15 protein-coding genes are annotated in these 22,322 nt (G+C 70.8%); 13 read left to right on the plus strand and 2 right to left on the minus strand.

Features of this window, described 5'->3' with window-relative positions:
- Positions 1-231 precede the first annotated feature (231 nt).
- The 8 genes from ABZ441_RS01405 (at position 232) to ABZ441_RS01440 (ending at position 11,742) form a co-directional block, all read left to right on the plus strand.
- Complete coding sequence (locus ABZ441_RS01405) at positions 232-2,376, plus strand: bifunctional diguanylate cyclase/phosphodiesterase (RefSeq protein WP_358966619.1); 2,145 nt, start codon at positions 232-234, stop codon at positions 2,374-2,376.
- Between the two features lie 153 nt (positions 2,377-2,529).
- Complete coding sequence (gene gatC, locus ABZ441_RS01410; protein ID WP_014153935.1) at positions 2,530-2,826, plus strand: Asp-tRNA(Asn)/Glu-tRNA(Gln) amidotransferase subunit GatC; 297 nt, start codon at positions 2,530-2,532, stop codon at positions 2,824-2,826.
- Between the two features lie 5 nt (positions 2,827-2,831).
- Entirely contained in the window at positions 2,832-4,334 is a 1,503-nt protein-coding gene (gene gatA, locus ABZ441_RS01415; RefSeq protein ID WP_358966622.1) for an Asp-tRNA(Asn)/Glu-tRNA(Gln) amidotransferase subunit GatA, read from the plus strand.
- A gap of 5 nt (positions 4,335-4,339) precedes the next feature.
- Positions 4,340-4,573 carry a hypothetical protein gene (locus ABZ441_RS01420; RefSeq protein WP_205023014.1) on the plus strand — a complete coding sequence of 78 codons (234 nt, stop codon included), beginning with the start codon at positions 4,340-4,342 and terminating at the stop codon, positions 4,571-4,573.
- Positions 4,574-4,589: 16 nt separating this feature from the next.
- Positions 4,590-6,098, plus strand: coding sequence for an Asp-tRNA(Asn)/Glu-tRNA(Gln) amidotransferase subunit GatB (gene gatB / locus ABZ441_RS01425; protein WP_358966625.1), 1,509 nt, complete (start codon positions 4,590-4,592; stop codon positions 6,096-6,098).
- A 195-nt stretch (positions 6,099-6,293) separates the two neighbouring features.
- Positions 6,294-8,405 (plus strand): phosphocholine-specific phospholipase C, encoded by a 2,112-nt coding sequence (locus tag ABZ441_RS01430; protein ID WP_358966628.1) that lies wholly within the window; start codon positions 6,294-6,296, stop codon positions 8,403-8,405.
- Positions 8,406-8,636: 231 nt separating this feature from the next.
- Positions 8,637-10,853 (plus strand): MMPL family transporter, encoded by a 2,217-nt coding sequence (locus tag ABZ441_RS01435; protein WP_358966629.1) that lies wholly within the window; start codon positions 8,637-8,639, stop codon positions 10,851-10,853.
- Positions 10,854-11,091: 238 nt separating this feature from the next.
- Positions 11,092-11,742 carry a hypothetical protein gene (locus tag ABZ441_RS01440; RefSeq protein ID WP_358966631.1) on the plus strand — a complete coding sequence of 217 codons (651 nt, stop codon included), beginning with the start codon at positions 11,092-11,094 and terminating at the stop codon, positions 11,740-11,742.
- 143 nt (positions 11,743-11,885) lie between these two features.
- On the opposite strand, the gene ABZ441_RS01445 is transcribed toward ABZ441_RS01440, so the two are convergent.
- Together ABZ441_RS01445 and ABZ441_RS01450 are read right to left on the minus strand one after the other, a co-directional pair.
- Complete coding sequence (locus ABZ441_RS01445) at positions 11,886-13,067, minus strand: PQQ-dependent sugar dehydrogenase (RefSeq protein WP_358966634.1); 1,182 nt, start codon at positions 13,065-13,067, stop codon at positions 11,886-11,888.
- Positions 13,068-13,252: 185 nt separating this feature from the next.
- Complete coding sequence (locus ABZ441_RS01450; RefSeq protein ID WP_358966635.1) at positions 13,253-14,245, minus strand: aldo/keto reductase; 993 nt, start codon at positions 14,243-14,245, stop codon at positions 13,253-13,255.
- 94 nt (positions 14,246-14,339) lie between these two features.
- Here ABZ441_RS01450 and ABZ441_RS01455 point away from each other — a divergent pair, with 94 nt between their 5' ends.
- The 5 genes from ABZ441_RS01455 to ilvC all read left to right on the plus strand — a co-directional run bounded on the left by ABZ441_RS01455 (position 14,340) and on the right by ilvC (position 22,116).
- Positions 14,340-15,290: a 2-hydroxyacid dehydrogenase gene (locus tag ABZ441_RS01455; protein ID WP_358966638.1), complete on the plus strand. Its 951-nt coding sequence runs from the start codon at positions 14,340-14,342 to the stop codon at positions 15,288-15,290.
- Between the two features lie 266 nt (positions 15,291-15,556).
- Complete coding sequence (locus ABZ441_RS01460) at positions 15,557-18,385, plus strand: EAL domain-containing protein (RefSeq protein ID WP_358966778.1); 2,829 nt, start codon at positions 15,557-15,559, stop codon at positions 18,383-18,385.
- Between the two features lie 217 nt (positions 18,386-18,602).
- On the plus strand, positions 18,603-20,459 hold the full coding sequence (locus ABZ441_RS01465) for an acetolactate synthase large subunit (protein WP_358966641.1): 1,857 nt from the start codon (positions 18,603-18,605) through the stop codon (positions 20,457-20,459).
- A gap of 22 nt (positions 20,460-20,481) precedes the next feature.
- On the plus strand, positions 20,482-21,009 hold the full coding sequence (gene ilvN / locus ABZ441_RS01470; RefSeq protein WP_031091631.1) for an acetolactate synthase small subunit: 528 nt from the start codon (positions 20,482-20,484) through the stop codon (positions 21,007-21,009).
- Between the two features lie 105 nt (positions 21,010-21,114).
- Entirely contained in the window at positions 21,115-22,116 is a 1,002-nt protein-coding gene (ilvC, locus tag ABZ441_RS01475; RefSeq protein WP_205022946.1) for a ketol-acid reductoisomerase, read from the plus strand.
- Positions 22,117-22,322 lie beyond the last annotated feature (206 nt).

Below are 22,322 nucleotides of genomic sequence, written 5' to 3' on the forward strand. Positions count from 1 at the left end.
GGAGGCCGGTCCGGCCCGCCCGCATCACCCGACCGGCGCATATCAGACAGCGAGGGGTGTCAGTACCGCATCCGGGCAAGACCTGCAGAGCGCTGCCCGCGAGGGCCGTCGTCGGCCTACTGTTGAACGAGCACCTGTCGTGCTTGGCCGCGTCGTGGGATTCGGGCCGTGGTGGCATGGGAGCGGGGGCCACCGTGGGACATCGGCACCGCCGGCTGTGAGAGGGACGGAATGGAACCGACCGAGAGCGCGGCACCGGTGTCGCGACTGCATGGTTTCGTGGGCCTCACGTCCAACGTGGGCGCCGTCGTCGTGGCGGTCGCCACCGTGCAGCTGCTGACCGGGTTCTACCTGACGGTCCACGACGGCCGGGCGCTCTTCCCCGCGGGCACCGCCGGCTGGTCGCTCGCACTGCTCACCGGAATCGTCGTGGGCCATCTGGTCGCCCTCGGGCACGACCGCTGGTGGGGCGGCACCGGCTCCGGGGCCGCACTCACCCTCGCTGTTCTGCTGCTCTACGGCTGGGTCGCCGCCGGGCTGGTCAGCCTCGTCGTGGTGGTGCTCGTCGGTACGGCCAGGCGGCATCGCTGGTGGCCGGGGCTGCTGCACGGAGCGGTGGACATACTCGGCATCGGGGCGGCCGCCCTCGTCCTGGCCGCATTAGGCGAAGTGCCGAGCGTCGAGGCACCCTGGCGGCCACTCGACTGGGGCATCGACGCCGTACCGACCGTGCTGCTCGCCGTCGGCACGTATCTCCTCGTCACCCGCGTCCTGTTGTGGTGCGCCCGGGCGTCCCAGAGCGGCGGGTTGCCGACGGTCGCCCGCACCGCACTGCTGCGCCAGGGCCTCGTCGTGGTCGCACTGCTCGGGATCGCCCCGCTGATCTGTGTGGTGGCGTTCGCCAGGCCCGTGCTGCTGCCGCTCTTCGCCGTCCCGCTGATCGCCCTGGACTCCACGCTCTGGATCGCCCGCGCACGGGCCGAGGAGCAGCTGCGGGATCCGCTCACCGGCCTGCCCAACCGCCAGTGGCTCCTGGAACGGACATGGACGGCGCTGGAGGAGTCCGACGGCACCGGCGCCAGATCCGCGCTCGTCCTCATCGACCTCGACCGCTTCCGGGCCGTCAACGACACCCTCGGCCATCTCGCCGGGGACCGGCTCCTGCTCCAGATAGCGGAGCGGCTGCGCCTCGCACTGCCACGCGGCGCGGAAGCCGCGCGGCTCGGCGGGGACGAGTTCGCCGTCCTGCTGCCGGCGGCGGGCTCGGCCACCAGCGCCCAGCGCGTCGCCCGTCACCTTGTCGCCGAGCTCTCCTCGCCCCTCGACCTGGACGGGCTCACGCTGGTGCTGGAGGCGAGCGCCGGTGTCGCCGTCCACCCCGACCACGCGCTGGACGCCGAGGGGCTGCTCAGGCGGGCCGACGTGGCCATGTACCAGGCCAAGCGGGACCGTACGGGCGTCGAGGTGTACGAGTCCAAGCGCGACAGCAACACCCCGGACCGGCTGGGTCTGCTGGGCGATCTGCGACGCGCCCTGGACGCCAACGAGGTCGAACTCCACTACCAGCCCAAGGTCCTCTTCGACGGCCAGGTGGCCGGGCTGGAGGCGCTCGTGCGCTGGGTGCACCCGGAGCGCGGCCGGGTTCCCCCGGACGAGTTCATCGCGATCGCCGAGTCCTCCGGGCTGATGCCCCACCTCACCGAGTACGTGCTGGAGACCGCGCTGGCCCAGGTGGCCCGGTGGCGGGCCCAGGGGCTGTTCGTCCCCGTGGCGGTCAACGTCTCGCCGCGCGACGTCCACACCCCCGGCTTCGCCGGCAGTGTCGCCGCCCGGCTCGCCCGGCACGGGGTCCCCGCCGGTGCGCTGCAACTGGAGATAACCGAGCACGTGCTGCTGGAGGACCCCCAGCGGGCCGCCGACACCCTGGCGGGGCTGACCGGGCACGGCGTCAAGATGTCCCTCGACGACTTCGGCACCGGCTACTCCTCCCTCGTCCATCTGCGGAAGCTGCCGGTCAGCGAGCTCAAGATCGACCGTTCCTTCGTCGCACGGCTGGCCGTGGACCACGAGGACGCCGAGATCGTCCGCTGCACCATCGACCTGGCCCACTCGCTCGGGCTGGTCGTCGTCGCCGAGGGCGTCGAGGACGACGAGACCTGGGAGCGGCTGCGGGACCTTCACTGCGACGCGGTGCAGGGGTGGCTCGTCGCTGCCGCGATGCCGCCCCAGGAGACCACTGCCTGGCTGCGGGCGCGGGGCGAGCACGGGTGGCGGCGGCCGGCGGAGCGCGAGGCCGCGGCCGCCCCGGCGGTGGGGCCCGAGCCCGCGCCCAGGTCCGCGGGGCACGCGCTGAATCCAGGACCGGCCACCGCCTGAGTTCCGGCCGGGGTCCGGCACGACAGGGGAACGGGCACCCGGCGGCCGTTTTGTCCTCAATCGACGGCCGGGCTCCGTCCGCCCGCCGCAGGCGCCCTCGGCGACCCCATAGGATTGGGCCAAAACCACACACCAACCCCTGAGGATCGCTGCATGCCTGGCATCACGCGCGAGGAGGTCGCCCACCTCGCCCGGCTGGCGCGTCTGGAGCTGAAGGGCGAAGAGCTAGAGCACTTCGCCGGTCAGCTCGACGACATCATCGGCGCGGTCGCCCGCGTCTCCGAGGTCGCCGACCAAGACGTACCGCCGACCTCCCACCCGCTGCCGCTGACCAACGTCATGCGGGCGGACGAGGTCCGTCCGTCGCTCACCCCCGAGCAGGCGCTCTCCGGCGCCCCGGCCCAGGAGCAGCAGCGTTTCAAGGTGCCGCAGATCCTGGGGGAGGACTAACAGCCATGACGGACATCAGCACCATCATCAAGCTCACCGCGGCCCAGATCGCCGCGAGGATCGCCTCCGGCGAGCTGACGGCCGTCGAGGTCACCGAGGCCCACCTGGCCCGGATCGACGCCATCGACGAGAAGGTCCACGCCTTCCTGCACATCGACCGTGAGGGCGCGCTCGCGCAGGCCCGCGCCGTCGACGCCAAGCGCGAGGCGGGCGAGAAGCTCGGCCCGCTGGCCGGCGTCCCGCTCGCGCTCAAGGACATCTTCACCACGCAGGACATGCCGACCACCGTCGGCTCGAAGATCCTCGAGGGCTGGGTCCCGCCGTACGACGCGACCCTCACGAAGAAGCTGAGGGCGGCCGACGTCGTCATCCTCGGCAAGACCAACATGGACGAGTTCGCCATGGGGTCCTCCACCGAGAACAGCGCCTACGGCCCGACCGGAAACCCCTGGGACCTCACCCGTATCCCGGGCGGTTCCGGCGGCGGCTCCTCCGCCGCGCTGGCATCCTTCGAGGCGCCGCTGGCCATCGGCACGGACACCGGCGGTTCCATCCGCCAGCCCGCGGCCGTCACCGGCACCGTCGGAGTCAAGCCCACCTACGGCGGTGTCTCCCGGTACGGCATGGTCGCCTTCTCGTCCTCCCTGGACCAGGGCGGCCCCTGCGCCCGTACGGTCCTGGACGCGGCGCTGCTGCACGAGGTCATCGGCGGACACGACCCGCTCGACTCGACGTCCATCGACGCACCGGTCCCGCCGGTCGTCGAGGCCGCGCGCAACGGCTCCGTACAGGGCATGCGCGTCGGTGTGGTCAAGCAGTTCTCCGGCGAGGGCTACCAGGCCGGAGTGGTCCAGCGGTTCAACGAGTCGGTCGAACTGCTGAAGTCCCTCGGCGCCACGGTCGTCGAGCTGGACTGCCCCTCCTTCGACCTCGCTCTCTCGGCGTACTACCTGATCGCGCCGTCCGAGTGCTCCTCGAACCTGGCGCGCTTCGACGCCATGCGTTACGGCCTGAGGGTCGGCGACGACGGCACGCGGTCCGCCGAGGACGTCACCGCGCTCACCCGCGAGGCCGGTTTCGGCGACGAGGTCAAGCGCCGCATCATCCTGGGTACGTACGCGCTCAGCTCCGGCTACTACGACGCGTACTACGGCTCGGCCCAGAAGGTCCGCACCCTCATCACCCAGGACTTCGAGAAGGCGTTCGAGCAGGTGGACGTCATCGTCTCGCCGACGACGCCCACCACCGCCTTCCCGATCGGCGAGCGTGCCGACGACCCGATGGCGATGTACCTCGCGGACCTGTGCACCATTCCGACCAACCTGGCCGGCAACTCCGCCATGTCGCTGCCCTGCGGCCTGGCCCCGGAGGACGGCCTGCCGGTCGGGCTGCAGATCATCGCCCCCGCCATGAAGGACGACCGGCTGTACAAGGTCGGAGCCGCCGTCGAGGCCGCTTTCGTGGAAAAGTGGGGGCACCCGCTGCTTGAGGAGGCTCCGTCACTGTGAGTGCCATGGCAAAGAAGGCCAAGAACTTCAAGAAGTCCAAGTCCGGCGTGTACGTGTCGCTGGGCAGCACCGCCTTCGGCGCGCTCAGCGTCGTCAAGCAGGCGAGGATGGCCCGCCAGGACAACGACACGCTGCGGCTCATCGACGCCGCCGTATCCGCCGCCGCGATCGTGACCGGACTTGCGATCCTCTACCGCGAGCTCAAGCGTCTCGGCGACGACGACGTCCTGCTGGGCTGAGAGGGAAAGTTTCATCGTGACTGTCATCGACCTGGAGTCGTACGAGGATGCCCTCGCGACGTACGACCCCGTCATGGGCCTCGAGGTCCATGTGGAGCTCGGCACCAGGACCAAGATGTTCTGCGGCTGCTCCACCGAGCTCAAGCAGGACGCCAACTCGCAGACCTGTCCGGTCTGCCTCGGACTGCCGGGCGCGCTGCCGGTCGTCAACGAGATCGGCGTCGAGTCCGCCATCAAGATCGGGCTCGCGCTGAACTGCGAGATCGCCGAGTGGTGCCGCTTCGCCCGGAAGAACTACTTCTATCCGGACATGCCGAAGAACTTCCAGACCTCCCAGTACGACGAGCCGATCGCCTTCAACGGCTATCTGGACGTCCAGCTGGAGGACGGTGAGATCTTCCGCGTGCAGATCGAGCGCGCCCACATGGAGGAGGACACCGGGAAGTCGACGCACGTCGGCGGTGCCACCGGCCGTATCCACGGCGCCTCCCACTCGCTGCTCGACTACAACCGCGCGGGCATCCCCCTCATCGAGATCGTCACCAAGCCGATCGAGGGGGCCGGCGCACGCGCGCCCGAGGTCGCCAAGGCGTACGTCGCCGAGCTCCGCGAGCTCATCAAGGCGCTCGGCGTCTCGGAGGCCCGGATGGAGATGGGCCAGATGCGCTGCGACGTCAACCTGTCGCTGCGCCCGCACGGCCGCGAGACGTTCGGCACGCGGTCCGAGACGAAGAACGTGAACTCGCTGCGTTCCGTCGAGCGTGCCGCCCGTTTCGAGATCCAGCGCCACGCCGCGGTGCTGAACTCCGGCGGGACGATCGTGCAGGAGACCCGGCACTTCCACGAGGAGGACGGCTCCACCACGGCCGGCCGCATCAAGGACAACGCCGAGGACTACCGCTACTTCCCCGAGCCGGACCTGGTGCCGGTCGCCCCTGCCCGCGACTGGGTCGAGGAGCTCCGCAAGGGGCTCCCCGAGCTGCCCCGGCTGCGCCGCAAGCGGCTGAAGGAGGAGTGGGGTGTCAACGAGCACGACATGCAGTCCATCCTCAACGCGGGCGCGGTCGACCTGATCGTCGCCACGACCGACGTGGGCGCGCCCTCGGACCAGGCCCGCAAGTGGTGGATGGGCGAGCTCGCCCGTAACGCCAACGAGACCGGCCGCAGCCTGGACGAGCTGCCGGTCACCCCGGCGCAGGTCGCCCGGGTGGCGGAGCTCGTCGCCTCCGGCGACCTCAACGACAAGCTGGCGCGCCAGGTCCTCGAGGGTGTCCTCGCGGGCGAGGGCGACCCGGACACCGTCGTGGAGAAGCGCGGCCTGAAGGTCGTCTCCGACGAGGGCGCGCTCGGCACCGCAGTCGACGAGGCCATCGCGGCCAACGCGGCGATCGCCGACAAGATCCGCGGCGGCAAGGTCGCCGCGGCCGGAGCGCTCGTGGGCGCGGTCATGAAGGCCACCCGCGGCCAGGCGGACGCGGCCCGCGTACGTGAGCTGATCCTGGAGAGGCTCGGCGTCGAGGGCTGATCCCCGGCGCGCCCCGAAGGGGGCGGTGGAACCGCGCTGCGGTTCCACCGCCCCCTTCTCGCTGCTCGTGCCGGGGCCGGCGCCGTCACCTCCCCGGGGCGGCCGGGACTTCACCGCCATGCCGTACGGCGGTCTTCCCGCCGCCATCCGGCGTGGCTAGTTTCCCTGCCGTAGATACGGAACCGGGAGGCTCACTTGACCACGGACATGTCACGGCGGCGGCTCTTCGCGCTCGGGGGCGGCGCACTCGGCGCCGCGGCGGCGGGATCGTTCCTGCCTCCGTCGCTCCAGGCGGCGATCGCCGCGGGGCCCGCGGCCGGGCGGCCGGGTCGTGAGGGCCTGGAAGCCATCGAGCATGTGGTGATCCTGATGCAGGAGAACCGTTCCTTCGACCATTACTTCGGGACGCTGCGAGGAGTGCGCGGCTTCGCCGACCGCAACGCGATCGAACTCCCCTCCGGCGGGACCGCCTTCGAGCAGCCGGGCCCTCTGGGCACCACCGTGCTGCCGTTCCCCGTGCGCGAGGCCGCAAAGGCCCAGAAGAAGGACCTGCAGTACATCGGCGCCCTCGACCACTCGTGGAGCGGTGGCGCCAAGGCGTGGGCCGACGGCTGGATGAACGGCTGGGTCACCGCGAAGACCGCCGCGACCATGGCCTACTACGACCGCGGTGACATCCCGCTGCACTACGAACTCGCGGACACGTTCACGGTCTGCGACGCCTACCACTCCTCGATCCACAGCTCCACCAGCCCGAACCGCAACCACCTGTGGAGCGGCAGGACGGGAGACGAGGCCGACGGCAGGCGGGCCGTGGGCAACGACGCGTACGACGAGGGCACCCACCCCGGATACGACTGGGGCACCTATGCCGAGCGGCTGGAGAAGGCCGGGCGGAGCTGGAAGACGTACACCGAGTGGGAGAACTTCACCGACAACCAGATCGAGTTCTTCGCCACCTTCAAGGCCGTCGCCCGCAAGGCGCTGGCCAGGACCGGCGGGCACACGTACATGGAGTCCTTCTACGCCACCGTGCGCGAGGCGGGCGAGGGCGAGGAACGGGAGCGGCTGCTGGGCCTGCTCGACGAGGGCGTCGCCACCCTGACCCACGCCGAGCGCAGCCTGTTCGAGCGGGGGCTGCGCCGGGTCGGGACGGGCACGCTCGCCGACGAGTTCGCCCGGGACGTGGCGGCGGGCACCTTGCCCGAGGTCTCCTACCTGGTCCCCTCGGCGGTGGACTCCGAGCACCCCAGCGTCTCCTCGCCGGTGCACAGCGCGACGATCGTCTACAAGGTCCTGGACGCGCTCGGCAAGCACCCCGACGTATGGCGCCGCACCGTCGTCCTCATCAACTACGACGAGAACGACGGCTTCTTCGACCACGTGCCGCCGCCGGTCGCCCCGCCCGAGGTGACCGAGGAGCACTGGGAGGGCCGGCCCACAGGGCTGGGCGTACGGGTGCCCCTGCTGGTCGTCTCCCCCTGGTCGGTCGGCGGATACGTCTGCTCCGAGGTCTTCGACCACACCTCCGTGATCCGCCTCCTGGAGCGCTGGACCGGGGTGGAGGAACCCAACATCGGCACCTGGCGGCGCCAGGTCACCGGCGACCTCACCTCGGCCTTCGACTTCACCCGGGCACGGCGGCAGCCGAAGACGGAGATCCCCGCCGCGATACCGCCGTTCGGCGGGCGCTGGCAGCCGGAGCCGCCCGTCGTCCAGCGCATGCCCGTCCAGGAGCCGGGCACCCGCCCGGCCCGGCCCCTGCCGTACCAGCCCGACGCCCGGGCGACGCACGTGGACGGAGGGCTGCGGGTCGACCTCAGCAACACCGGCCGGTCCTCGGCGCACTTCGCCCTCTACCCCTACGCCCAGGAGTTCCCCGCTCCGCAGCACCGGGACGTCAGGGGCACGGCGCGGTGGACGGTGCCACTGAACGGTGAGGGGTACCGCTTCACGGTCACCGGCCCGAACGGCTTCCGGCGGGAGTTCGAAGGAGCGGACGCGGGAGGCGCCGAGGTCTCCTCCCGCATCGACGCCCATGAACGGGACCTGCACCTCACGCTGCGCAACGCCGGCAGGCGGACACTGACCTTCACCGTACGGCCCCTCGGATACGTCGACGAGGACGACCTGCGCGACTGGAGCCGGACCGTCAAGGTCAAGCCGGGGCGCAGCCGCACGGTCGCGCACTCGGCGGCCGACGCCCACGGCTGGTACGACCTCGTGGTGACGGCGGACGAGGAGGGCTCCTTCCGGCGCCGGCTGATGGGCCACATCGAGAACGGCAGGACGAGCGTCTCCGGCTGACGGGCGCCTCGGCTGACGGGCGGGGAGGGGACGGTGGGGGCGAGTACGGGACCGGGGCGGCGGTGAGAGGTGCCGACGGGCCGAAGAGGCGGAAGTCAAGCCGTGTGACCATCCCCACGAAAGCGGCAAAAGCCCACGAACGGCTGACAGAGTGAGGCTCTCAGGTCATGCGACTTCGCGGGATGTCCACGCATATCCCCCTACGGTCCACGAACCCCAGGAGCACGTCCGTTGGCCGCCATCGCACGCTGGTGCCTCACGCACCGCCTCGCCGCCGTCCTCATCTGGCTGGTCGCCCTCGGGGGCGTGGCCACAGCCGCGGGGTTCGCGGGGTCCGCGTACTCCAACGACTACGAGGTGCCGGGCACCGAGTCGGGCCGCGCCGGTGAGCTTCTGGAGGCCGGGTTCAAGGACCTCGGCGGTGACACCGCCACCGTCGTCTGGCACACCCCGGACTCCACCGTCCGCGACGGGGACGTCGAGCGGACGATGACCAGGACGCTGCACGCGATCGGCGCGCTGCCGGGAGTCGGCGACGTCTCCGGTCCTTACGGGGAGACGTCCCCAGGGCAGATCAGCGCCGACGGACGCACCGCCTACGCGACGGTCACCTTCGACCACAGGGCCGGTGAGATACCGCCCGGGCAGGCCCAGGCCGTCGCCGACACCGCGCAGGAAGCCGCCGGCCAGGGACTCCAGGTCGAGCTCGGCGGCACCGCTGCCGCGACCGAGGCGCCCGCCCTCCATCTGAGCGAGGCCATCGGGGTGGTGGTCGCCGCGGTCGTCCTCTTCCTCGCGTTCGGCTCGCTCGCCGCGAGCCTGCTGCCCATCGCCACCGCCCTCGTCTCCGTCGGTACGGCGTACGCGGGCATCGTGCTGCTCGGCCACATCATGACCGTCGCCGACTTCGCGCCGATGCTGGGCATGCTCATCGGGCTCGGCGTCGGCATCGACTACGCCCTCTTCATCGTCACCCGGCACCGCCGCGGACTGAGGCGAGGCCTGTCCGTACACGAAGCGGCACGGAACGCCGTGGCGACGACGGGGCGTGCCGTCGTCTTCGCCGGAGCCACCGTCTGCGTCGCCCTGCTGGGCATGCTGGTCCTGCGCCTCAGCTTCCTCAACGGCGTCGCGATCGCCGCCTCCCTCACCGTGGTGCTGACCGTCGCCGCCTCCGTGACCCTGCTTCCCGCACTGCTCTCCTTCATCGGGATGCGGGCTCTGAGCCGGAGGGAACGCGGGCGGCTCGCCGAGCACGGGCCGCAGAGCGAACGTGCCACCGGCTTCGCGGTCCGCTGGTCGGCCTTCGTCGAGCGGCGCCCCCGGCTGCTGGGAGCGGTCGCCGCCGTCCTCATGGCGGTGCTCGCGGTACCCACGCTCTCCCTGCACCTGGGCACCTCCGACCAGGGCAACAACCCCGCCACGGCCACCACCCGCCAGGCGTACGACCTGCTGGCGGACGGGTTCGGCGCGGGTGTGAACGGGCCGCTGACGATAGCCGCCCACCTCGACGGAGCCGACGACCGGCTCGCCCTGGACGGCCTGCCCGCCGAGCTGCGGGGCACCGAGGGTGTCGCCTCCGTGAGTCCGGTGACGTACAACGGCAGCGGAGACACCGCGTTCCTCACCGTGGTCCCCGAGTCCGCGCCCCAGTCGCAGCGGACCAGCGAACTCGTCGACCGGCTGCGTCACGACGTCCTGCCGCCGGTGGGTGAGAACACTTCGCTCCGGATGCACGTGGGCGGAGTCACGGCGAGTTACGACGATTTCGCGGAGATCATCATCGGCAAGCTGCCGCTCTTCGTCGGCGTGGTCGTCGGGCTCGGCTGCCTGCTCCTCCTGCTGGCGTTCCGCTCCCTCGCCATCCCTCTCAAGGCCGCCGTGATGAACGTGGCCGCCGTGGCCGCGTCCTTCGGCGTCGTCGTCGCGGTCTTCCAGTGGGGGTGGGGGAGTGAGCTGCTGGGGCTCGGCAGTGCCGGTCCCATCGAGCCGTTCCTTCCTGTGATCATGGTCTCGGTGCTCTTCGGGCTGTCGATGGACTACCAGGTCTTCCTCGTGGGCCGGATGTACGAGGAATGGCTGGAGACCGGGGACAACCACCGCTCGGTGAGCGTGGGCCTCGCGGAGACCGGCCGGGTGATCAACTCGGCCGCGGTGATCATGATCTCGGTCTTCCTCGCCTTCGTCCTCAGCGGCGACCGCGTCATCGCGATGTTCGGCATCGCGCTGGCCGCGGCCGTCGCGCTCGACGCCTTCGTCCTGCGCACCCTGCTGGTGCCCGCGCTGATGCACATGCTCGGTGGTGCGAACTGGTGGCTGCCCGGTCGGCTGGACCGGCTGATTCCGCGCATCAGCATCGAGCCACCCGACCGCCCCGCACCGCGTGCGGAGATCCCGGGGGAGCGCACCGGCGACGCCGACCGGCCCGTCACGCAGCACCTCCACTGAGCTGTCACGACGACGGAGGCGGCGCAGTCGCGCTCCTGCGACACCGGCCGTCGACCGGAGGCGGCCGTGCAGCGCCGGAGTCTGGTCACCCACGCGTCCCGGAAGCTGACCGGCCGGGCCCGTCCGTACCGCTGCAAGCGCCGGGACGAGGGGATCCGGGCGGCATGGCCCCGGAATGGCGTAGGGCACAGAGCTGAGATGATCGGTGTTAAGGAGGTTCTCATACGGGCCCCCTAGCGTGCGGCGCATGAACACCTCCCCCTCCACTCCGACCACTGACGACACCGAGAAGAAGACCTCCGACGCGACCCCCGCAGCGCCGGACGTGACCAAGAAGGCCGCCCCCGAGGAGGACGCCGTCCCGGACGGCGTCGCACCTGGCGTGACCGCGGCGGACGTGACCGCGATGGACGTGGCAGCGACCGACGCGGCCGCGGAGGACGGCCTGGAGCTGGAGCCGGGCCCCGACGCCGAAGCCACCGCTGCGGCCGGAGTCGGAGCCGGAGCCGCAGCCGTCGTGGCCGCCGGGCTCGGCATCGTCTCGCTCTCGGGCGCGTGGACCGGACGCGTCGCCGCCGAGCGCGAGACCCTGATGGGTCAGATCAAGACTTCCGGCGGCGGCAGCGCCGCCCAGCAGATCTCCGAAATCTACGGTGACGCCTGGCACACCACGGCCCTCGTCAACGGCCTCTTCGCGCTGCTCGCGCTGATCGTCGGCGTCTTCGTCCTGGTCCGGCCCGCTTTCGGCACCCCCTCCGTCATTCCGCAGGCGGGCTGGGTCCGTTCCGTCGCCGCGGCCGGCGTGGCACTCGGTGTGCTCGGCCTGCTGATCTCCGTCGCCATGTACCTCGACCTCTTCGTCGCGCTGCCGTCCGCCGCCGGGGGCTGAGGCCCGCAGCAGGTCGGCCGAGGCATCCGTCATCCGGATCCGGGGCACAGCTCGTGCCGTGCCCCGGCCGGAGGCGGCCGCGCCGGCACACCACCACCGTCCACACCCGTGGTGCGGAACCAGGCATCCGGGGGAGGCCCGGACTACCGCACCTTGAGGAGCAGGATCCGGTCGTCCCCCGACTTCACGTCGCCGCGGCCGTCCGTGTTGCTCGTGACCAGCCACAGCTTGTCGCCGCCCGCGGCGAGCACCGTGCGCAGGCGGCCGTACTTCCCTTCCAGGAACGCCTGGGGATCAGCCAACGGAGCTCCGTCCGCCTTGTCCGAGAGCGGGATCCGCCAGAGCCGCTCGCCTCGCAGTCCAGCCATCCAGATCGACCCCTCCGCGTACGCGATGCCGCTCGGGGAAGCCTCCGAGGTCTTCCACTGGGCCACCGGGTCGACGAACCCCGACTCGCCCTGCTTGCCCTCGGCATCGGGCCAGCCGTAGTTCTTGCCCGGCTCGATCAGATTCAGTTCGTCCCAGGTGTTCTGGCCGAACTCCGATGCCCAGAGCCGCTTCTCGCCGTCCCAGGCCAGACCCTGGACATTGCGGTGCCCGTACGAATAGACGAGGGAATCGGCCTCGGGATTGCCGTGCACCGGCTCGCCGTCGGGCGTCATCCGCAGGATCTTGCCCGAAGGAGACGACTTGTCCTGGGCGAGACCCGTGTCACCCGTCTCGCCCGTGCCGGCGTACAGCATGCGGTCGGGTCCGAACGCGATCCGCCCGCCGTTGTGGATGGAGCCCTTCGGGATGCCCCGGAGGATGGTGTCCGGGGCTCCCAGCTGCTGGCCTGCCGGCTTCTGCTCGTCGTAGAGCATGCGGGCGATGCGGTTGTCCGACTCGGTGGTGAAGTAGGCGTAGACCAGGTGGTCCGCGCCGAAGGTCGGGGCGACGGCGAGGCCGAGCAGGCCGCCCTCGCCCGCCGGCGCCACCCCCGGCACCGAACCCAGCAGCGTCTTCCTGCCGCTCTCGCCGTCGATCCGGGTGATCGTCGCTTCGTCACGCGAGGAGACCAGCAGATCGCCCCCCGGAAGTGCGGCGAGGCCCCAGGGGGACGCGAGGTCCTCCGTGAGCGTCTTCACCACCTCGGCCGAGCCCTTGGCCGGCGGCAGCTCCGCCGACGGGCTCGCCGGGGCCGGGGGAGTGGGCGTGCCGCTCGCCGGGTGCGAGGCGGCCCCCTCCCCGGCCGACGGGCCGTCACCGGAAGAGCAGGCGGACAGCAGGAGGGAGGCCGAGATGAGCAGGCCCACTACCCCCCTGCGCAGCGCGGGAGTTTGCACAGCACCGATCCTTTCGACGGTCGCACGACTACTGTTCTTACACCGCCACTCCGCCTCGGGTTCCCGATCTTCGCCAAATCTCCCGCGACACGGCCGGCGCCACGCGACGCAGTCGGTCCCGCACGGCGGAGTCGGTCCCGCACGCGGAGTCGGTCCACGCGGCGGAGCCGGTCCGAGGACCTACGTCAGTCCCAGGACCCACGAGCCCGCGGCAGCCCGGCTATCTCGGCCAGATCCCGGTCCGTCAGCGCCAGCCCCGCCGCACCCGCGTTCTCCACGGCCCACCGTTCCTGCTTCGCGCCGGGCACCGGCACCACATGGCGGCCCTGCCGCAGGACCCACGCCAGAGCCACCTGCGCCGGGGTCGCGCCGTGCCGCTCCGCGATCCTGCGCAGCCCCGCCACCACCGGCTGGTTGGCCGCCATCATCTCGGCGGTGAAGCGGGGATGCCTGGCCCGCGGATCATCGGGCTCGAAGCCCTGGCCGGGCTTGAGGGTGCCCGTGAGATAGCCGTTGCCCAGCGGCATCGCCGCCAGCACGCCCACACCCCGCGCCGCGCACCACGGCAGCAGGTCCTCCAGAGCCTCGGGCGACCACACGGAGAGCTCCGTCTGGACCGCGCTGACCGGAAAGACCTGCTGCACCCGCTCCAGTTGCCGGACGGTGCCGTCGTGCATCCGCGCCCCCGGCCCGCGGCCGGCCCGGGCACCCACGGCGCACAGCCCGAGCGCCCGCACCTTTCCGGCGGTCACCAGGTCCGCCATGGCGCCCCACGTCTCCTCGACCGGCACCTCGGGGTCCGCCCGGTGCAGCTGGTAGAGATCGATCACATCGGTCTGGAGCCGTCGCAGCGAGGCGTCACAGGCCCGGCGTACATAGCCGGGGCGCCCGTTGGCCACGATGTGCTGATCCCCCACCAGCAGACCGCACTTGGTGGACAGGAAGGCTTCGGACCGACGGCCCCTGAGCGCCCGTCCGACGAGCAGCTCGTTGGTGAACGGCCCGTACATGTCGGCGGTGTCGAGCAGTTGGACGCCCGCGTCCAGCGCGGCGTGCACGGTCCGCACCGAGCGGTCACCTCGCTGCTGCGACGTGCTGTAGGCCCAGCTCATCGGCATACAGCCCAGCCCGACCGCACCCACGGCGAGCGCCGCCGCACCGATAGTCCTGCGCTCCAACTCCCCGAACCCTCCCTCGGCCCCGTGATCACGGGGCCACCAGCACCCCAAAGTAACCTCTGCGGTTCCGCGCCCTTCGCATAGCCTCCTGACCATGACTTCTACATCCGGCACCGACGTATGGCTGCCTTTCGCCGCCGATGAGATCGAAGGCCTCCCCGAGGGTCTCAACTACCGTTTCTGGGACGGTGGCCGGGACTACCCGGCGGACCCCTCCGACTGCGCGTTCTATGTCGTTCCCTACATGAAGGGCCCGGAGGTCGCGGTCCGTCCGCTCAAGGGGATGCACGCGGTCCAGGTCGTCCAGACCCTCTCCGCCGGCATAGACCACGTGGAGCCGGGGCTCGGTCTGCTGCCCGCCGGAGTGCGGCTGTGCAACGCCAAGGGCGTGCACGAGGCGTCTACGGCCGAGCTCGCGCTCGCACTGGTCCTGGCCTCGCTCCGCGGATTCCCCGGCTTCGTGCACGGCCAGGACGAGGAGGAGTGGCGGTCAGGCTTCTACCCGGCACTCGCCGACAAGTCTGTTCTCGTGGTGGGCTACGGATCGATCGGCGCGGCCATCGAGGACCGGCTCGAACCCTTCGAGTGCGCGCGGGTGGTACGCGTCGCGCGCTCCGCACGGGCCACCGCACGCGGCCCCGTACACGCGATCGACGAACTTCCCACGCTGCTCCCCGAAGCCGACGTCGTCATTCTGTCCACGCCGCTGAACCCGTCCACGCAGGGGCTGGTGGGCCCGGGCTTCCTCTCCGCGATGCGGGACGGCGCCCTGCTGGTGAACGTCGCGCGGGGCGCCGTCGTCGACACCGCGGCCCTCCTGTCCGAACTCGAGTCCGGGCGGCTGCGCGCAGCGCTCGACGTGACCGACCCCGAACCGCTGCCCGGGGGCCACCCTCTCTGGCATGCTCCCAACACGCTGATCACTCCTCATGTGGGCGGCAGCACATCCGCTTTCCTGCCCAGGGCCAAGCGGCTGCTGGCCGGACAGCTCACCCGGTTCGCCGCGGGGGAGCCGGTCGGCAACCTCGTCCTCACGACCGGCTGACCACGCTCCGAAGTGTTGCGGGCGCCGTGGGGCTCCCCAACACCCCAGGTCGTCACGGAGAGTAGACGGCCTATGGCCCTGCGTGACGAGTCTGGTGTATCGTCCAGAAGAGGGCTGCGCCGTGGAAGGGACGGCGCCGGGGGGAAGCGCAACGCGAGGGGGCGACGGGCGATGTTCGGCCAATGGAGAGACGAACCGACGCGACGGGGCGGGCAGGTGAGGCCGACGGCGGCCAGGGCGCCGGGGCCTGTCCGTGGAGTTCTCCGGTGAGCGCCCTCGGGGCCCTTCTCGTCCGGCAGCCGGCTTCCGGACGGACGGCGGGGCTGCGCGCCCAACTCGTCCTCGCCGTAGTGTGCGCCGGATATGCGGTGGGAGCAGCCTTCGGCTGGGGGTCACCCGAAGTCGCGCTCTTCATGGGGGACTTCGGTCTCAGTGCGGCTGCCCTGATTGCCGCGGTGTCGTGTTTCCTGTACGCCCGCGTCGGCGGCGGGTTCCGGCCCGCGTGGCTGCTCTTCTCGCTCTCCTCGGCCATGGCCGCGGGAGGCAACGCCGTATGGGGCTGGTACGAGGTGGTGTTGGGCCGTGCGGTGCCCGCCCCCTCCCTCGCCGACCTCTTCTTCCTCTGCTTCGCCCCGCCCGCCATCGTGGGGCTGCTCGTCCTGGCCAAGCGGCCCGTCACGCGGGCGGGCTGGGTCTGCCTGGTGCTGGACGCGTGGCTGATCGGCGGCTCCCTGCTGACGCTCTCCTGGAGCCTCGCGCTCGCCCAGGCCGCGCACGTCGTGAACGCCGCGGGGGAGAGCGTGGCCAGGGCGGCGCTCTCGCTGGCCTACCCGCTGCTCGACATCGTGCTGGTCTCCATGGTGCTCGCGCTGCACTTCCGGCGGGTCAGCATGAACCGCTCCGCGGTGAACACTGCCATCGCCGGCCTCGCCCTGACCGTGCTGTGCGACGCCCTGTTCACCGCCCCGCTGCTGCGCTCGTCGTACCACTCGGGACAGCTGCTGGACGCGGGCTGGTTCGCCGGTTCCCTGATCCTCGCCTACGCACCCTGGGGCGCCGGCCGCGGTCAGGACAACGCTGTCGAAGCGCCCGGCCCCGGGCCGCGCGCGGCGAGCCGCCCCATCGCCGGCTCGCTCGCCGCGCTCACGCCCTATCTGGCCGCGGCGGTGTGCACCCTCGGCATCCTCTACAACGTGGTGGAGGGCCGCAGGGTCGACCGGGTGGTCGTCCTCACCGCCTGCACGGTGGTGCTCGCGCTGGTCCTGCGGCAGGCCATCATGCTCCTCGACAACATCGCGCTCACCCAGGAACTCGCCCAGAAGGAGAACCACTTCCGCTCCCTGGTGCAGGGTTCCAGCGACGTCATCATGATCGCCGAGCCCAGCGGCGTGCTCCGCTACGTCAGCCCCGCGGCGGCCGGGGTCTACCGCTGCGAGGCGGAGGACCTCGTCGGTACGGAGCTGTCGTCGATCATCCATCCCGATGACCTGGGAGGGGTGGTCCACGAGCTGCGCCGCTTCCTCGCCGTGCCGTCCGGCGATGAGTCCACCACCCGGATCGAGTGCCGCTTCAGATCGGGCACGGGCGACTGGCTCCACGTCGAGTCCTCCGTCAACCGGCACGAAGGCGGTCTGCTGCTCAACAGCCGCGATGTCACCGAGCGGGTCAGGCTGCAGGCGCAGCTCCAGCACAACGCCGAACACGACCCCCTCACCGATCTGCCCAACCGCGCCCTCTTCACCACCCGGGTCGGCCAGACGCTCGGGGGCCGCCGGGCCGGTGACCCGGGTACCGCCGTGCTCTTCATCGATCTCGACGGCTTCAAGGCGGTCAACGACTCCATCGGTCATCAGGCGGGCGACGAGCTCCTGGTCCAGGCCGGGCGCCGTCTCCAGGAGTCCGTGCGCACCTCGGACACCGCGGCACGCCTCGGCGGCGACGAGTTCGCCGCGCTCATCGTCGGCGACGGCACCCGGGACCAGGCCGCCCGGGAGTACCAGGTCCACGAGATCGCCGACCGGCTGCGCCTCAGGCTCTCCCAGCCGTACCGGATCGGTGCCGGGGAGGTCCGGGTGGCCGCCTCCATCGGGGTGGCCTTCGCCGAGCCCTCCATCACACCGAAGGACCTCATGCGCAACGCCGACCTCGCCATGTACCGCGCGAAGGCGAACGGCAAGGGCCGGGTCGAGCTGTACGCCCCCCAGATGCAGGCGGACGTCGTGCGCCGCTCCGAGCTGGCGGCACGACTCCGCACGGCCCTGCGCGAAGGCGAGTTCGCCCTCCTGCACCAGCCCGTCGTCCATCTGGCCAGCGGCACGGTCGCGGCCGTCGCCGCCCAGGCCCGCTGGCGCTCCGCGCAGGGCATCCTCTTCACCCCCGCCGAGTTCCTCCGTGTCTCCGAGGGCAACGACCGCGCCGCCGAGCTGGGGACCTGGCTGCTGGAGGAGGCCGTCGAGCAGGCCGCCGACCGCTTCAGGGCCGGGCACCCGGTCTCCGTCTCCGTGCGCGTGTCCGCCGCCAGACTCCTGGACCGGGCCCTGCCCCCCGGGTCCGTCGAGGCGCTCCTGACGCGGTACGGACTACCCTCGGGCGCCCTCATGATCGAAGTGGCGGACAGTGACCCGCGGATCTCCTTCGACGAGTTGGAACAGCGGCTGGTCGCCCTGCGCCGACTCGGTGTCCGGATCGCGCTCGACGGCTTCGGCAGCGGGTACGCCGCGGTCAACGCCCTGCGCCGGCTCCCCATCGACGTCCTGAAGCTGGACCGGTGCCTCGTGGAGGGCGTCGTCGAGTCGGCGAGGCTGCACAAGATCACCGGCGGGTTGCTGCGGATCGCCGGGGACCTCGGCATGCAGTCGGTGGCCGACGGGGTGGACGTGCCCGAACAGGTGCGCGCCCTGCGTGCCATGGGGTGCACGCACGGCCAGGGAATGGCCTTCTCCGGGCCGCTGGACGAGTACCGGCTGCGGCGCACCCTGACCCGCGGGAAGTACCCCGTCCCGGGCGTCGGCCCGGGCGCTCGGCCGGTGCTCGCCGGCGGCGTGATCCCACTCCAGGGCCGCTCACATGATGAGACTCCCGTCCCACCCACTTGACACCGTATGCGTGCCGGAGAGAGGGTCAATGCCATGCGCACCCGAATTCTCGTACTTGGAAAGCGCGTCGGCTGAAGCAGGGTCACTCGTGTACACCCTGCAGACCGCACCGGCGCGCTCCCCTCGCTTGCCTCACGGCACGAGGGGTTTTTTGTTGCACCGGGACGTTTCAAAACCCCGCAAAAACACCGCATAAACCCTCAGCTTCGAGAAGAGAATGCCGATGACCGAGCAGGCCACCGGGGCCCAGCACCCGCAGCCGCGGGCCCGTAACGGCGGACCGTCCTCCGCCTCCGTTGAGCACCTCACGGGCGCGCAGTCCCTCATCCGTTCTCTCGAGGAAGTCGGCGCCGACACCGTATTCGGCCTCCCCGGAGGTTGCATCCTTCCCGCGTACGACCCGCTGATGGACTCCACCCGGGTCCGCCACATCCTGGTCCGCCACGAGCAGGGTGCCGGTCACGCCGCCACCGGCTACGCCCAGGCCACGGGCAAGGTCGGCGTCTGCATGGTCACCTCGGGGCCCGGTGCCACCAACCTGGTCACCCCGATCGCCGACGCCGCCATGGACTCCGTGCCCCTGGTCGCGATCACCGGTCAGGTGGCCTCCGCCGCCATCGGTACGGACGCCTTCCAGGAAGCCGACATCTGCGGCATCACGATGCCGATCACGAAGCACAACTTCCTGGTCACCCGCGCCGAGGACATCGCGCACACCATCGCCGAGGCCTTCCATATCGCCTCCACCGGCCGCCCGGGACCGGTGCTCGTCGACATCGCCAAGGACGCGCTGCAGGCGAAGACCACCTTCAGCTGGCCGCCGACGATGGACCTGCCCGGCTACCGTCCGGTCACCAAGCCGCACGCCAAGCAGATCCGCGAGGCCGCCAAGCTCATCACCCAGGCCAAGCGCCCGGTGTTCTACGTCGGCGGCGGCGTCATGAAGGCCGGCGCCACCGCCGAGCTGAAGGTCCTGGCAGAGCTCACCGGAGCGCCCGTCACCACCACCCTGATGGCGCTCGGCTCCTTCCCCGACAGCCACCCGCTGCACGTGGGAATGCCCGGCATGCACGGTGCCGTCACCGCGGTCACCGCGCTGCAGAAGGCCGACCTCATCGTCGCGCTCGGTGCCAGGTTCGACGACCGCGTCACCGGCAAGCTGGACAGCTTCGCGCCGTATGCCAAGATCGTCCACGCGGACATCGACCCGGCCGAGATCGGCAAGAACCGCGCCGCCGACGTCCCGATCGTCGGCGACGCCCGCGAGGTCATCGCCGACCTCGTCCAGGCGGTCCAGGCGGAGCACACCGAGGGCAACACCGGCGACTACAGCGCTTGGTGGAAGGACCTCAACCGCTGGCGCGACACGTACCCCGTCGGCTACGACCTGCCGGAGGACGGCAGCCTCTCGCCGCAGCAGGTCATCCAGCGCATCGGTCAGCTCGCCCCCGAGGGGACGATCTTCGCGGCGGGAGTCGGCCAGCACCAGATGTGGGCCTCGCACTTCATCCAGTACGAGCGCCCCGCCACCTGGCTCAACTCCGGCGGCGCCGGGACCATGGGGTACGCCGTCCCGGCCGCCATGGGCGCCAAGGCCGGCATGCCCGACCGTGCGGTCTGGGCGATCGACGGCGACGGCTGCTTCCAGATGACCAACCAGGAACTCACCACCTGCGCGCTCAACAACATCCCGATCAAGGTCGCCATCATCAACAACGGCGCGCTCGGGATGGTCCGCCAGTGGCAGACCCTGTTCTACAACCAGCGGTACTCCAACACCGTGCTGCACTCCGGCGCGGACACGGAAGGCCTCCCCGCCAAGGGCACCCGCGTGCCGGACTTCGTCAAGCTGTCCGAGGCGATGGGCTGCTACGCCATCCGCTGCGAGGACCCGGCCGACCTGGACAAGGTCATCGCCGAGGCCAACGCGATCAACGACCGCCCGGTCGTCATCGACTTCATCGTCCACGAGGACGCCATGGTGTGGCCGATGGTCGCAGCCGGCACCTCCAACGACGAGGTCATGGCAGCGCGCGGCGTCCGCCCCGACTTCGGCGACAACGAAGACGACTGAGAGACAGAGAGAGACCGACTCCATGTCCAGTAAGCACACACTCTCCGTCCTGGTCGAGAACAAGCCGGGTGTCCTCGCCCGGATCACGGCCCTGTTCTCCCGGCGCGGCTTCAACATCGACTCGCTCGCGGTCGGTACCACCGAACATCCCGACATCTCACGCATCACCATTGTCGTGAACGTCGAGGGCCTGCCCCTGGAGCAGGTGACGAAGCAGCTCAACAAGCTGGTCAACGTCCTGAAGATCGTCGAACTCGAGCCCGCCGCAGCGATCCAGCGGGAGCTCGTCCTGGTCAAGGTCCGCGCCGACAACGAGACCCGCTCCCAGATCGTCGAGATCGTCCAGCTGTTCCGCGCCAAGACCGTCGATGTCTCCCCGGAGGCCGTCACGATCGAGGCGACAGGAGGAGCCGACAAGCTGGAGGCCATGCTCAAGATGCTGGAGCAGTTCGGCATCAAGGAGCTCGTCCAGTCCGGCACCATCGCCATAGGGCGCGGCGCGCGCTCGATCACCGACCGTTCCCTGCGCGCACTCGACCGTACGGCGTAGCCCCATCCGGCCACCTCGCCGCTCGTATGGCGAGACCCGGCAACGTACCCCACGCACCCCGCCGTACGGTGGGACGCAACACCTGCACACCAAGGAGAAGACCCAGTGGCCGAGCTGTTCTACGACGACGATGCCGACCTGTCCATCATCCAGGGCCGCAAGGTCGCGGTCCTCGGCTACGGCAGCCAGGGCCACGCCCACGCGCTGTCGCTGCGTGACTCGGGTGTCGACGTCCGTGTCGGTCTGCACGAGGGCTCGAAGTCCAAGGCCAAGGCCGAGGAGCAGGGCCTGCGCGTGGTGACGCCGTCCGAGGCCGCGGCCGAGGCCGACGTCATCATGATCCTCGTCCCGGACCCGATCCAGGCCCAGGTCTACGAGGAGTCCGTCAAGGACAACCTCAAGGACGGCGACGCGCTGTTCTTCGGCCACGGCCTGAACATCCGCTTCGACTTCATCAAGCCGCCGGCCAACGTCGACGTCTGCATGGTCGCCCCGAAGGGCCCGGGTCACCTGGTCCGCCGCCAGTACGAGGAGGGCCGCGGCGTCCCCTGCATCGTGGCCGTCGAGCAGGACCCCACGGGCAAGGGCCTTGAGCTCGCCCTCAGCTACGCGAAGGGCATCGGCGGCACGCGCGCCGGCGTCATCAAGACGACCTTCACCGAGGAGACCGAGACCGACCTGTTCGGTGAGCAGGCCGTCCTCTGCGGTGGTACCGCCGCCCTGGTCAAGGCCGGTTTCGAGACGCTGACCGAGGCCGGCTACCAGCCGGAGATCGCGTACTTCGAGTGCCTCCACGAGCTGAAGCTCATCGTCGACCTCATGTACGAGGGCGGCCTGGAGAAGATGCGCTGGTCCATCTCGGAGACCGCCGAGTGGGGCGACTACGTCACCGGCCCGCGCATCATCACCGACGCCACCAAGGCCGAGATGAAGAAGGTCCTCGCCGAGATCCAGGACGGCACCTTCGCCAAGGCGTGGATGGCCGAGTACCACAACGGTCTGCCCAAGTACAACGAGTACAAGAAGGCCGACAGCGAGTCCCTGCTGGAGACCACCGGCAAGGAGCTCCGCAAGCTCATGAGCTGGGTCGACAACGAGGACGCCTGAGTTCCCCGCCGGGGGCAGGTCCGACGGGCCTGCCCCCGGCACACGGCCGGCCTCACACCCCGTGTCACTGCGGGGAGAGGCGGGTGGCAGGGAGGCGGTTCCGTACGTCCGTACAGACCGTTCACCCCGTGCGGGTGATCCTTCCACCGGGGCGCGGTCCGCGCCCGGCCGCACGACTACACTGCTCAACACATATACGCGTCAGG

Origin of the sequence: Streptomyces sp. NPDC005752 (genome assembly GCF_040630715.1) — a bacterium.
GTDB lineage: Bacteria > Actinomycetota > Actinomycetes > Streptomycetales > Streptomycetaceae > Streptomyces.

Excerpts from the sequence above, each read along its gene's own strand:
- ABZ441_RS01405 (WP_358966619.1), top strand. The coding sequence starts at position 232 with ATGGAACCGACCGAGAGCGCGGCACCGGTGTCGCGACTGCATGGTTTC.
- gatC (WP_014153935.1), top strand. The coding sequence starts at position 2,530 with ATGCCTGGCATCACGCGCGAGGAGGTCGCCCACCTCGCCCGGCTGGCG.
- gatA (WP_358966622.1), top strand. The coding sequence starts at position 2,832 with ATGACGGACATCAGCACCATCATCAAGCTCACCGCGGCCCAGATCGCC.
- ABZ441_RS01420 (WP_205023014.1), top strand. The coding sequence starts at position 4,340 with ATGGCAAAGAAGGCCAAGAACTTCAAGAAGTCCAAGTCCGGCGTGTAC.
- ABZ441_RS01455 (WP_358966638.1), top strand. The coding sequence starts at position 14,340 with ATGACTTCTACATCCGGCACCGACGTATGGCTGCCTTTCGCCGCCGAT.
- ABZ441_RS01465 (WP_358966641.1), top strand. The coding sequence starts at position 18,603 with ATGCCGATGACCGAGCAGGCCACCGGGGCCCAGCACCCGCAGCCGCGG.
- ilvN (WP_031091631.1), top strand. The coding sequence starts at position 20,482 with ATGTCCAGTAAGCACACACTCTCCGTCCTGGTCGAGAACAAGCCGGGT.